Source organism: Mesorhizobium sp. M1342 (genome assembly GCF_040317955.1).
Taxonomy (GTDB): Bacteria; Pseudomonadota; Alphaproteobacteria; order Rhizobiales; family Rhizobiaceae; genus Mesorhizobium.
The window spans coordinates 80,688-93,637 of the sequence record NZ_JAMYLI010000020.1; the positions used below are offsets into that span (position 1 = coordinate 80,688).

Consider the following 12,950-nt stretch of genomic DNA (forward strand, 5'->3'; position numbering starts at 1 on the left):
TCGGCGCCGGTCACGCCACCTGCGCCGCGGCAGCCATGCCCGCATCGGCAGCCTGCAGGGCGAGATCTATGTCTTTTGCGGTGTGCGCGGCGCTCAGGAACATGTTGTGCCGGGGATGGAAATAGGCGCCTTCGCGCAAGGCGGCCGAGCAGAAGGCATTGGCCAGCTTGAACTCGGCATCGCAATCGAAAAGCACCATCGGCATCGACACCGGGCCGGTCTGGCGCAGCGACAGGCCATGCTTCCTGGCAGCCGCATCGAGGCCTGAGCGCAGCCTGTCGCCGGCTTCAGTCATGCGGGCAATCGCGTCGGTGTCGCGCAGCGTGTTGATGGTGGCGATCGCGGCGGCCATGGCGACGGCGCCGTACCAGAACGAACCCGTCACATAGACCTTGGTCGCGGCCTCGCGGAACCGGTCGGTGCCGGTGATCGCGGCAAGCGGGTAGCCATTGGCGATCGCCTTGGAGAAGGCGGACAGGTCCGGCCGTACGCCGAGTGGCTCCCAGCTGCCGGCGAGGTCGATGCGGAACCCGGCCCTGACATCATCGACGATCAGCGCCGCATCGGCGGCGGTGGTGAGTTCGCGCGCCCGTCTGGCGAAGGCGGCGGTCGGCAATTCCTGGTCGCGGGCGATGTCGTGCCGGAAGGCGGTCACTACGACCGCCGCAAGATCATCCCCGGCCTGCTCGACGGCTGCCTCCAGGCTGGCAACGTCATTGTAGTCGAAATGGATCAGATGGGCGCGGTCTTCGGCGGTGACGCCGGCGAGCGAAGGCGTGCACCACGGCACGGCGCCGTGATAAGAGCCACGCGCGACCAGCACCTTGCGTCGGCCGGTGCCGGCGCGCGCGATCGTCACGCAGGCCGTGGTGGCGTCGGTGCCGTTCTTCTGCAGCATCGCCCAGTCGGCATGCGCGACGGTCTTGACCAGCAACTCCGCCAGTTCGACCAGCACTTCGCCGGGGCCGTTCATAGCGTCGCCGAGGCGACGCTGCCGCTCGGCTGCTGCCTCGACCGCCTGATGATGGTGGCCGAGGATGTTGGGACCCCAACTGCACATCAGGTCGATGTATTCGCGCCCATCGACGTCCCAGACCCGGCAGCCGTCGGCACGCTCGAAGAACTGCGGATAGGCGGAGCCGAGATAGCGCGTGGCCATGTGTCCCCACATGCCGCCCGGAATGACCGAGGCCGCACGCTCGCGCAGCAGCTGGTCCTTGGAGTTGATCAGGGAAGGCATAACGAGGTCTCCACGCGTTGATATATCATATATTGGTTTTGGTGCTGGAAGAACAAGATTGCTGATCGTCCAGAATGAAGAAGCGGGAGACGGCTGGCCGCCTCCCGCATCTTTTCGCTCAGTGGCTGAGTTCCGCCAGCGGCAAGTTGCAGCAGGCGCTGTAACGCACGCCCTTGACGTCCGACTTGTAGGCCAGGATCAGGTTCGGGCTGATCAACGGCAGGATGATCCTGTCCTTGATCATCTCCTCGCCGGCCTGATGCCACAGCTTGGCGGCCTCGTCGCCGCTTGCCGCAAGGGCTGCCTTGTAGATATCCGCTTCCTTCGGATTGAGTACCGACGGGTCGCGCTCCGCGCCGGCGCGGCGCGCCCACGGGCTGCCCTTGGTCATGGCGAAATAATCGATGTATTGCGACGTGCCGTAATAGTCCGGCGCGTAGAACACCGCCGTCATCGGGATGCCGTCGCCATTGACGCGTTCGCGCCAGTTGGCGAAGGGGATCGGCTGCAGATCGAGCTTGATGTTGATCTTGGCCAGATCCTGCTGGACCTTCTGCATCAACAGCGAGAGATCGACGCCGTAGACGTTCATGCCGGGAAACGCCGCTTCCATCTCGAAGCCGTCGGCATGGCCGGCCTTGGCCAGAAGTTCCTTTGCCTTGGCGACGTCATAGGGCTGCGCCTCGAAGCCCGAGCCGCCGGGGAAGCCGAGCGGGATCGGCGCGCTGATCAACTGGCCTTCGGAGCCGATGGTGAAATCCAGGATGCTCGGACGGTCGAGGCCGAGCGAGATGGCCTCGCGCACTTCGGGCGTCAGTGGCACCTTGTTGGCCTTGGCGCCGGGCGACAGCGCCACATAGATGAAGTTGTAGGACGGCACGGTCTCGATCTTCACGTCGCTGCCGGTCATCGTCTTGGCCGTATCCGGGTCGATCTGCATGGCGATGTCGGCGGTGCCGCTCTGCAGCATCTGCGCCTGCGCCACCGCATCCTTGGTCTGGCGGATGACGACTTCGCTCAGCGCCGGCGCCGTGCGCCAGTATTTGTCGTTGCGTGCCAGCCGCAGCTCCGAATTGGGCTCATAGGATTTCAGCACGAACGGCGCGCTGCCGGCCGAATGCGCCAGGAACCAGGCCTCGGCATTGTCTGTCGTCGAGGCTTCCGCATCGGCCTTGGCGCCGGCTTCGGAAGCAACCTTGCTGTTGACGACCGCTGCGTAGGGCGCCGCCGCGATGTTGAGGAATTCGGAGCTCGGCGCGACCATCTTGACGACCACCGTATGCGCGTCCGGGGTCTCGATCGAGGCGACATTGTCCATCAGGAACGAGGCGCTGCCCTTGAGGTTCTTCAGCCGCTCCCAGGACCATTTGACGTCCTTGGCTTCAACCGGCGAACCGTCCGAGAATTTGGCGGCCGGGTCGAGTGTGAAGGTGAAGCTGCTCTGGTCGGCATTGCCTTCCCACTTCGAGGCGAGCAGTGGGATCAGCTTGTTGTCCTTGTCGAGCGTCAGCAGGGATTCATAGACGCTGGAATTGTAGATCTGGCAGGTGTCGCAGAAGGCGCGGTGCGGGTCGAGCGAGTTGAGGTCGATGTTGCGTGCGATGACCAGCGGCTTGCTGTCCTGCGCGAAGGTGGCCGGTGCCCAGAAGGCGCTGGTGGCCAGCAGCACGGCTGCCAGCATCGTCGCTCTGGTCTTGCTTCTCGGTAGGATGGTCATGTCAGTTCTCCCATTTTCTTGTCGGATCTTTGTGGCAATGCGTTCGCTCTATCCGCCCACGCCAGTGAGGGATTGAAGCGCGGCCTTGAGCTTTTCAGCGCCGCCCAGTGCGGCGCGGTTGAGCGGGGCCGATACGACGGGAGCAGAAAGGCTTCCCGTCACATGCAGGATCTCGTGATCGAGATAATCGAACACGCGATCCTGAATCTCCTGTGTCAGTCGTCCGCCAAGCGATAGCCCACGCTGCACCTGCTCGATGACGGCCACTCGGTTGGTCTTGCGGATCGAGGCTTCCACCAGCGGCCAGTCGAGCCCGGTCGGGTCGAGGCTGCGCAGGTCGATGATCTCGGCATCGGCGCCGGTCTCCTCGACCACCTGTCTGGCGACAGCAACCATGCTGGCGCTGGTGAGCAGTGTGCAGGCGCTGCCCGGCCTGACTATCTTCGCCTTGCCGAGCCGCACGCAATAGTCGCGGTCGTCCGCAGGCACAGGGCCTTCGCTCGGGAACAGTTCGACATGCTCGATGACGACGACCGGATCGTCGCATTTCAGCGCTGAATTCATCAGGCCGATATAGTCGAAGGGCGTCGTCGGCGCGACGATGCGCCAGCCGGGAAACAGGGCGAACAGGCCGGACGGATCGCCCGAATGCTGCGAGCCGTAGCCGGTGTGCGGCGAGACGCGCACCCTGACCACGATTGGCACCGGAAAGCCGCCGCCGAACATGTGCCGCACCTTGCTGACCGCGTTGAACAACTGATCGGCGGCAACCAGGCAGAAGTCGCCGAACATGATCTCGACGATCGGCCGCAGGCCGCAAAGCGCTGCACCCAGCGCCACCCCGACAAAACCATTCTCGGCGATCGGCATCGCCAGCACACGCTCCGGCCAGCGCTCCAGCGCGCCCTTTGTGGCGCCCGAAACGCCGCCGCGCAGACGGTGCACATCCTCGCCCATGATGATGATGCGCGGATCCTGCTCCATGGCGCGAGCGATGACCTCGGACGCGGCAACCATGAATTTGACCGGCTTGGTCTCGGCCGGCGGCACGTCCTCGATCTCGAGGAAGCGCTCGCTCTTCAGTTCGGAAAGATCGCCGCGGATCTGGTTGTCGACGTCGCTTGGGTCCGGCCACAGATGATCAGGAATGCGCAGCGCGTTGCCGCTCATTTCGGTCAGCGAATCGGCAGCGGTGTTGACCACCTCCATGACGCGCTGGTCGAGTGTGCCGAGGTCCGAATCGTTCAGGATGCCCATCGTCTTCAGGCGAGCCGCCATGGTGGCAAGCGGGTCGCGCGCTTTCCAGGCGTCCTCTTCGGCCCGCGTGCGGTAGCCGAATTCGCTGCCCGGGCGGGCGCCGCTCTGATGCAGGAAGCGGTAGCAGAGCGCCTCGACCAGCACCGGGCCGCCGTCTTCCTCGATCGTCCGGCGCGCCTCGCGCATGGCGTGATGGACCGCCACCACATCCATGCCGTCGCATTCGATGCCGCGAAAGCCGAGCATAGGTCCGCGCGAGGCCAGCCGCGTCTCGCGCGTCTGCTCATTGATGTGCGTCGAGACGGCATAGAGATTGTTTTCGGCGAAAAAGATCACCGGCAGCCGGTAGAGCGCGGCAATGTTCATTGCCTCGTAGGCCGGCCCTGCCATCATCGTACCGTCGCCGAAGAAGGCGACCGAGATGTTGCCGGTTCCGAGCAGCTTGTCGGCCAGCGCGTAGCCTGCCGCATGCGGCAGGTTGCCACCGATGATGGCGCTGGTGCCAGGAATCCCTGAGCTATCGTCGCGCATATGCATCGAGCCGCCACGGCCGCCGCAATAGCCTGACTTGAGGCCCATGATCTCGGCCATCAGGCCGCGCACCGAGCCCTGCATGTCCGGGTTGAAAGCGTCATGCAGCGGGTCGAATCCGCCGGGCGTCTGCGCGTTGACAAGCTTGGCCAGCACCTGGTGATGGGCGCGGTGGGTGCCGTTGATGCGGTCACCCGTGCCGAGCACGGACATGGCGCCGACCGCCGTCGCCTCCTGGCCGATGCTGGCATGCGCCGGACCATGCACCAGCCCCGCATTGGCGAGATCGAGCACTTTTCCCTCGAAACGGCGGATGAGCAGCATCTGGTGGTACCAGCGCACCAGGCCCGAAACCTCGGCGTCGTTCCAGTCCGAATCGTCAACCTCTAGCCGCAACCAGGGCGCCGATGGCTGGATCGATGTCTGCTGGACCATGTCAGCTATTTCCGTTCTGGTAGATGATATATCAAATATTTTCTCAGTCGATTAGGCCGTTCATTTTTCCTGGGGCACGATGCTGGCTAGAAGGTTTGCACACAAATGGAATTAAATTTCATTTTTGTGACGAGGCAGAGACTAAGCCGGGACGGCGCGGTTCCGCAAGAGGAATTTTGAGACTGCTAGCAGGCCCCATGTCGGTTCTTCGCCCGACAGATTTTCTAACGCTATTCGATATTGGTATGATATAATCACACCGACATTATAGGAGAAATCATGGCTGCCACCGAAAAGCGCACCTTCAGCCTGCCAACAGAGCAGGCTGCTTTCATCGACCGTCTCGTTGAATCAGGAACCTATGCGACCAGCAGTGAAGTGATCCGCGCCGGGCTTCGTGCCCTGCAAGAGCGCGACGCGGCCGTAGAGCGTTGGCTGCGCGAGGAAGTCGTGCCGACCTATGACAGATGGAAGGCAGACCCTTCCCGAGTTATCCCAGCCAACCAGGCTTTTGACGACATCCGCGCTCACCACGCCGCCCGCTTTAAGAGGGATGTGTGAAGCGCCGGCATATTGTTCTGTTGCCGGAAGCCCTAACGGACTTAAGATGGATATACGACACCATCGAGATCGCCGCCGGCAACGTCACGGCCATACGCTATATCGAGCGTATCGAAGCCTACTGCCAGGGTCTCGACTACGCCTCGGAGCGCGGAACACGCCGTGACGATCTGCGGCCGGGGCTTCGGGTTGTCGGTTTTGAGCGCCGTGTAACGGTGACCTTTACAGTGGAATCCGACCAAGTGGTGATTTTCCGTGTGTTCTATGGCGGCGCCAATTGGGAGGATGAGCTCTAACCTGCAACGGGAAAAAGCGTAAACCGCCTAGCTGTCCGAACCCCGGCTGTCAGTCGACCAGATGCTGGAAGAACTGCAAAAACAATTCCCGCTCGGTGGTGATGTCGAGCTTCTCGTAGATACGCCGGCGGTGGTTCTTGACCGTGCCGACGGTGATGCCGAGGCGCTCGGCGATGTTCGCCGTCGGGTGGCCGGCGAGGATCAACTGGACCAGCTCCCGCTCGCGCAGCGACAGCTCCGGCCACAGGCTGGCCGGAATGGTCGGCTCCTGCCGGGGCGAGGCGCCGGGGCTGGTCGGTGCCGATGTGCGGGAGAATTCGGTTCCGCGCGCCTTGATGTCGAGCGCATGCAGCGCCTCGAACACCGGCAGCCGCTCGTCCAGCAGCGAGATTTCGCTGTCCTTGAAAGAAGCGGTCGAGCGATCGAGGAAGATGCCGAGGCTCCAGTCACCGCCATCGGCCAGCATGATGCCGACCTCGTCGCAGATGTCCGACTGCGCCAGGAAGCCGGCAATGTACTGGCCGCGCTTGGCTTCGTCGTCGGCGAGCCGCTTCAGCGGCATGATGCCCAGCCGGCGTTCGCGCCGCCACGAGGCATAGAACGGGTCGAAGACGTAGTAGTTGTCGAGATAGCGCCGGATCATTTCATCCGAGAAGCGCCGGTGCTTGACGAATTCCGGCGTCTGCGTCGCCGAATAGCGCGTCACCGTGACGAGGTCGTGCTCGATGTCGGCGCCGATCAGGTCGATCAGGCAGTCGACATGCCTGTCGGTGCCGGTGGCGGCGATCGCTTTGGCGAGCGGCGCCCAGATATTGTCCATGCGCATGCCCTTTTCTCGGCGATGTCAGCCCAGCCGTCATTGTGTCTTTAGGCATATGGCGCGAAGCCGCCTGTCGAATCTAGCCTGGCGTCAACCTAGACCAGATCCCGAGGCGACCGTGACCCAACCCAATCTCACCGCCCCCATCGTCGGCAATCCAATTGTCATCGGCATCGACGCCGGCGGCACCATGACCGACACGATCCTTGTCGATCAGGACGGCCACTTCAAGATCGGCAAGTCGGCGACCACGCCGAAGAACGAAGCCGAGGGCTTCCTCGCGTCTGCTGAGGACGCGGCGGATGCCTGGGGCATCTCGCTGGAATCACTGTTTTCCGGCGTCAATGTCGTGCTCTATTCCGGCACCGGCATGCTCAACACGCTGTTGTCGCGCACCGGCCGCCGGCTCGGCCTGATCACCACCAAGGGCCTCGAGGACATGATCCTGATGGGCCGCGGACTGCAGGCCTGGGCCGACTATTCCTATGCCGACCGGCTGCATGCGGTCACCCATCATCATCCCGATCCGCTGGTGCCGCGCCGCCGCACGCATGGCGTCACCGAGCGCATCGACCAGTTCGGCGACATCGTGCTGCCGCTCTACGAACACGAGGTCTCCATCGCCGCCAAAAAACTGATCGCCGACAAGGTCGAAGCGATCTGCATCATGACCATCTTCTCGCACGTCAATCCCGTGCACGAGAAGCGCATCGCCGAGATTTGCCGCGAAGAGGTGGAGGAGGCCGGCGCTGACATCATCGTCTACACCAGCCACGAGGTTCGTCCGGTCATCCGTGAGCAGTCACGGCTGAACTCGGTGCTGATCGAGGCCTACGCGACTTCGCGTGGCCGCAAGCAACTTAGGGGTATCGAGGACGTCTCGAAGAAATACGGCTTCAAGTATGGCGTGCAGACGCTGCTCTCCTTCGGCGGCCTGACCTCGATCAACCATCCGCGCCTGCATGAAACCATGATCTCCGGCCCGATCGGCGGCATTCTGGGCGCTGCCTATGTCGGCAAGCTGATCGGCAACGACTCACTGATCTGCTCGGATATGGGCGGCACCTCCTTCGACATGGGCGTCATCACGCGCGGCCAGACCCGGATCGAGAACGAGCCGCTGATGGACCGTTTCAAGCTCAACGTGCCGACGTTGCATCTCGACACGATCGGCGCCGGCGCCGGCATGATCCTCAAGGTCGACCCGCTGACCAAGAAAGTTTCGCTCGGGCCTGAAAGTGCGGGCGCCGATCCGGGTCCGATCTGCTTCGCCAGGGGCGGCACCGAGCCGACCATCGCCGACTGCGACGCCATTCTCGGCCGCCTCAACCCACACTATTTCCTGGGCGGGAAGGTCGTGCTGCAGGTCGAAAAGGCCCGCCGCGCCTTCCAGGAGAAATGCTCCGACATCCTTGGCGTCGGGCTGGAGGAAGCCGCCGAAGGCATGATCGACATGCTGGAGTCCGATGCCAACAACGCGCTGCGCCGGGTCATTTCCGGGCAAGGCATCCACCCCTCGGAATTCACACTGCTGTCCTATGGCGGCTCCGGCCCGTTGCATCTGGCCGGCTGCTCCAGGGGCATCGGCTTCAAGGACATCATCACCTTCCAGTTTGCGGCCGCCTTCTCCGCCTTCGGCTGCACCACGGCCGATTTCATGCGGCGTCATTCCGTCTCCACCCAGCACGACATCCCGTCACGTGCCGACGAGGCTACGCTGGCCGCCTTCGGCGCCAAGGTCACCACTGTCTGGGACGACCTGACCAGGGCCGCGGTCGACGAGATGATCGCCGACGGCCATGCCAGGGAGAAGATCAGGACCGTGCCGTTCCTGATGATGCGCTACACCGGCCAGCTCGAGGACGTCGAGGTCATGGCGCCGCTTGCCAAGGTCGATTCGGCCGACGACATGCGCAAGGTGATCGATGAATTCGAAGCCGTCTATGCCAAGGTCAACCACCGCGTGTCGCGCTATGGCGAAGCCGGCTTCACCATCACCGAACTCGGGCTGATCGCCACCGCTGACAAGGTCAAGCCGGTGCTGCTCAAGCGACCCCTCGGCGCTTCCAATCCTGCTTCCGCCCACAAGGGTGTGCGCGAGGCGTATATCGGTGGGCGCTGGCACAAGGCCAATCTCTACGAGATGGACCTTTTGCAGCCCGGCCATGAAGTCATCGGCCCGGCCATCATCGAACATCCCGCCACCACGCTCGTCGTTCATCCGCAGGACCGCGTCCATGTCGATGAATGGACGCTGCTGCACTACACCCACGCTTGAGAGGGCGACCGCCATGTTGGACAAACCTGCCTCGGCCCTGCGCCTTCGCGAAAGATTGCTCGATTCCGAGCGGCTGATGGAGGAGACCGGTTGCTATGACGGCATCACCGAACTCACGCTGCGCAACCAGGATCCGCTGAAATTCGAGACGCTGCACACCAAGCTGCGCGCCTATTGCGTCTCGGCACGCGAAATGGCCCGCCGCATCTCGGCTTCGCCCGGCGTGCGAGAGGTCGGCGAAATGGTGGTCGCCATCTACACGCCCGAGGGCGACGCCATTGCGCTCTCCAACGGCATCATGGTGCATGTCCATACGATGAGCCGCTTCATCAAATGGATGATCAAAAACGGCTACGAGGACAACCCTCGCATCCGCGAAGGCGACATCTTCGCCAACAACGATGCCTTTATAGGCACCGTGCAGGTGCCCGACGTCATGGACGTCGTGCCGATCTTCCATGAAGGCACGCTGGTCGGCTGGGCCGGCGCTGTCTGCCACGAGCTGGAAGCCGGCGGCATCACGCCGGGCGGCGACGTGTGTCTGGCGCAGGAGCGCTTCACCGAGGGTCTGTTCGTCTGCGCCGAGAAGATCGGCGAGAATGACGAGATCCGCCGCGACTACGTGATCCGCTGCGAACGCAATCTGCGCATGCCGATCTACTGGGTGCTGGACGAAAAGGCCAAGGTCGCCTCCTGCATCGACATGCGCGAAAGCGTCAAGCAGCTGATCTCGGAGATCGGCCTAGACTACTGGATGAAGGTCTCGAAGGAGTTCATCGAGGAAGGCCGCCGCGCCCAGCTCGCCCGCACCCGCCAGCTTACCGTGCCCGGCATCTATCGCGGCCACACTTTTTACGGCCATGTCACGGCGGGAAAGCCCGGCTTCCAGCTGCTCGGCGATCCCGACTGGCTCTATAATATCCCGATCGAGATGGAGATCACCACCGACGGCAAGATCACCATGGACTTCGAGGGCACGCAGCCCTGGGGCTACCATTCGATGAACTGCACGCCGGCCGGCATGGATGGCGGCATGTTCGTGACGCTGACCCAGCACATGAATTTCGAAGGGCTGGTCAATGACGGCGCCTGGATGGCAACCGAACTGAAACTGCCGCACGGCACCTGGACCAACCCCGACAACGAAATGGTGGCGACCGCCACCTCATGGGCCTTGCTGCTGCCGGCCTATGGTGTCTTCCAGCGCCTGCTGTCGCGCGGCTTCATCGCCCGCGGCTTCGTCGAGGAAGCCTTCGTCGGCCAGGTCAACAGTCCTATGATCGAAATGGGTGGCGAGAGCCAGTACGGCACGCCGTTCGGCATGGCCCATTTTGAATGCGCCGCCGCCGGCTCCGGCGCGCTCGCCATCAAGGATGGTCTCGACACCGCCTATGTCGGCTGGAACCCGGAATCCGACATGGGCAACATCGAGGTCTGGGAACAGTCGATGCCGATGGTCTATATCGGCCGCTCGATCGTGCCCAACTCCGGCGGTGCCGGCAAATATCGCGGCGGCTGTTCCTTCGTCTCGACCTGGCTGATCAACAAGACGTCGCATCTGCGGCTCCACACCTCCGAACATTCTTCGCGCGTGTTCGACAATGGCGGCATGTGCGGCGGTTATCCGGCGCCGACCTGCCAGAAGCATCGCGCGGTGCGCAACTCAGACATTCACGAACTCGCGGCAAAAGGCGAACCGCTGGCGCATGCGCCCGGCATCGATCCGCATGTCTCCGACTACGAGCGGAACATCGGTGGCGACCATGTCGTGGTCGAGGGCCCCTACATCACCTCGCCGCACAAGTCCGGCGACATCTTCAGCCATTCCTACAATGGCGGCGGCGGTTACGGCGACGTTCTGGAGCGCGATCCGATCAAGACGGCATGGGATGTCGAGAACGGCTTTCTCACCCGGCAAGCGGCGGACCAGGTGTTCGGCATCGTGCTGAAGGACGATGAGGACGGTTATCCCATCGCCGATATCGACGCCACGGTCGAGCGCCGCGCCGCCATGCGCAAGCAGCGTCTGGCGAAAGCAGTACCGGTGGCGGATTGGATCGCCAAGGAGCGCGGCCGCGTCAAAAAGGCCGATTTCGCCCCCGAGGTGAAGAAAATGTACGCCAGCGCGATCAAGCTGTCGCCGCGCTTCACCAGCGAATTCAGCGAGTTCTGGAACGTCGATGCCAGATCGATCTTCATGCCGGGAGCAAAACCATGACCTCGTACAGCAAGGAAGTCCTGGGCGATCTGGCCGCAGGCAAGCTGCCCTGGCCACAGACAAGGCGGATCATGAGTGCCTACAAGGACGATGACCGTTTCTTCAAGATGGTTGCCGTCTATCAGGATCGCGTTGCCTGGACGGACCCGATCCTGCTGCCGGTCTCGGATCATCTGTTCATCTGCCAGAGCGGCGATGAGCGCATTACCCGCTGTGAATGCGGCCACTCCTTCGGCGACTATCGCAAGAACTGGAAGCTGAAGGCTGCGATCAACGTCCGCAACACCGAGGAGGCTTTGCGCGAAATCTATCCGAACAGCGATCTCCCCGATCCCGAGTGGATGGAAATCCGCGAATTCATCTGTCCTGAGTGCGGCACGCTGCACGAGGTGGAGGCGGCGGCACCTGGCTATCCCATCGTCCACGATTTCGAGCCCGACCTCGAAGGCTTCTATCGCGAATGGTTAGGCAAACCGCTCCAGCAAACATGAAACGCTGGCGATGGAGGCTGCGCCGGTGTGATTGCCAAATCCGGTCAGGCCTGATTGCCTGCCCGGAACGAAGTGGAGACCGTGCGCCATGACAAACCTTTCCGGCCGTAGCGCCATCGTTACCGGTGGGTTCTCGGGCATGGGCTTTGCCATTGCCACGGCTTTGGCTGAAGCCGGCGCCAATGTCGCCGTCGGCTCCTACATCGCGCCGGCCAGCTCTGACAGGTCCGATGCCGCCTACTATCCAGGCGCGGACGAGATCGAGCGCGTGCGTACGGCTCTCGCCGCCCACGGCACCAGGGTCCACGCCGCCCATCTCGACGTCCGCGACAGCGACGTCATCAACCGTTTTGTTGCGGAAGCCGAAGCGGCCATCGGGCCGGCCGACATTCTGGTCAACGCTGCCGGCACCACCGCCGAGCAGCCGGTCTGCGGCCATTCCGACGCGCTGTGGGACAAGATCGTCGACACCAACCTGACAGGCGCCTTCCGTGCCACCCGCGCCGTGCTGCCGGGCATGATTGAGCGCGGCTGGGGCCGCATCGTCAACATCGGCTCAACCGCCGCCTCGGTCGGCTGGAAGGACAACCCAGCCTACTGCGCGTCCAAGGCCGGCCTTCTCGGCCTCACACGCTGCGTGGCGCTGGAAGGGGCAGCGCATGGCGTCACCTGTGTCATGATCAGCCCGACCTGGGTCGAGACCGAACTGATGCGCCGCAATGTGGCGCAGGTCGTCGAGCGCGAAGGCAAGGGGCGCACCGCTGAGGAAGCGAGGGCCGAGATCGCCAAAGGCAACCCGCAGCAGCGCATGCTGCAGCCGCAGGAGATTGCGGCTCTGGCGGTATTCCTGTGCTCGGATCTCGCCAAGGGCATCACCATGGAGAACATCCAGATCACCGGCGGAGCGCTTTGGTAGCGTCTCGGACGCGCAACCAGCTGATCTCTCCGCAGATGCCTCGCTGTAAGACAAGGTGACCGGATTTGCCATTGAGCGCCGGGCGCAATAGGTTATATTGCACTGCACAATGGAGACGCCGTTTATTGCACGCCCATATTTGCGAAGATTCCGGCCGGCTCATGGCTTGCCGGCCCTGGGTCGTGTCGGC

Annotated in this window: 10 protein-coding genes; 6 read left to right on the top strand and 4 right to left on the bottom strand. The window is 63.2% G+C overall.

Annotation, left to right across the window (positions count from 1 at the left end; genetic code table 11):
* Positions 1-10: 10 nt before the first annotated feature.
* The 3 genes from NKH06_RS21135 to NKH06_RS21145 form a co-directional block, all read right to left on the bottom strand.
* The gene (locus NKH06_RS21135; protein ID WP_352439769.1) at positions 11-1,240 is read right to left on the bottom strand and encodes an aminotransferase class III-fold pyridoxal phosphate-dependent enzyme; all 1,230 of its coding nucleotides are present in this window, start codon (positions 1,238-1,240) and stop codon (positions 11-13) included.
* 118 nt (positions 1,241-1,358) lie between these two features.
* Positions 1,359-2,921: an ABC transporter substrate-binding protein gene (locus tag NKH06_RS21140; RefSeq protein WP_164892841.1), complete on the bottom strand. Its 1,563-nt coding sequence runs from the start codon at positions 2,919-2,921 to the stop codon at positions 1,359-1,361.
* Between the two features lie 84 nt (positions 2,922-3,005).
* Entirely contained in the window at positions 3,006-5,180 is a 2,175-nt protein-coding gene (locus NKH06_RS21145; protein WP_352439768.1) for an alpha-ketoacid dehydrogenase subunit alpha/beta, read from the bottom strand.
* 279 nt (positions 5,181-5,459) lie between these two features.
* On the opposite strand from NKH06_RS21145, the gene NKH06_RS21150 reads away from it, so the two are divergent.
* Together NKH06_RS21150 and NKH06_RS21155 are read left to right on the top strand one after the other, a co-directional pair.
* Complete coding sequence (locus tag NKH06_RS21150; protein ID WP_023811572.1) at positions 5,460-5,741, top strand: type II toxin-antitoxin system ParD family antitoxin; 282 nt, start codon at positions 5,460-5,462, stop codon at positions 5,739-5,741.
* Entirely contained in the window at positions 5,738-6,037 is a 300-nt protein-coding gene (locus tag NKH06_RS21155; protein WP_128302849.1) for a type II toxin-antitoxin system RelE/ParE family toxin, read from the top strand. The genes NKH06_RS21150 and NKH06_RS21155 overlap by 4 nt, the downstream gene beginning before the upstream one ends.
* Before the next feature lie 49 nt (positions 6,038-6,086).
* Here the strand turns inward: NKH06_RS21155 and NKH06_RS21160 are convergent, their stop codons facing one another.
* Entirely contained in the window at positions 6,087-6,863 is a 777-nt protein-coding gene (locus NKH06_RS21160; RefSeq protein ID WP_352864209.1) for a helix-turn-helix transcriptional regulator, read from the bottom strand.
* A gap of 112 nt (positions 6,864-6,975) precedes the next feature.
* Between NKH06_RS21160 and NKH06_RS21165 the strand changes: the two genes are divergently transcribed.
* The 4 genes from NKH06_RS21165 (at position 6,976) to NKH06_RS21180 (ending at position 12,760) form a co-directional block, all read left to right on the top strand.
* Positions 6,976-9,135 carry a hydantoinase/oxoprolinase family protein gene (locus NKH06_RS21165; RefSeq protein WP_128302851.1) on the top strand — a complete coding sequence of 720 codons (2,160 nt, stop codon included), beginning with the start codon at positions 6,976-6,978 and terminating at the stop codon, positions 9,133-9,135.
* A gap of 13 nt (positions 9,136-9,148) precedes the next feature.
* The gene (locus tag NKH06_RS21170) at positions 9,149-11,353 is read left to right on the top strand and encodes a hydantoinase B/oxoprolinase family protein (RefSeq protein ID WP_352439766.1); all 2,205 of its coding nucleotides are present in this window, start codon (positions 9,149-9,151) and stop codon (positions 11,351-11,353) included.
* Positions 11,350-11,844: an acetone carboxylase subunit gamma gene (locus NKH06_RS21175; RefSeq protein ID WP_023811577.1), complete on the top strand. Its 495-nt coding sequence runs from the start codon at positions 11,350-11,352 to the stop codon at positions 11,842-11,844. The genes NKH06_RS21170 and NKH06_RS21175 overlap by 4 nt, the downstream gene beginning before the upstream one ends.
* 88 nt (positions 11,845-11,932) lie before the next feature.
* Positions 11,933-12,760 (top strand): SDR family NAD(P)-dependent oxidoreductase, encoded by an 828-nt coding sequence (locus NKH06_RS21180; protein WP_023811578.1) that lies wholly within the window; start codon positions 11,933-11,935, stop codon positions 12,758-12,760.
* Positions 12,761-12,950: the final 190 nt, after the last annotated feature.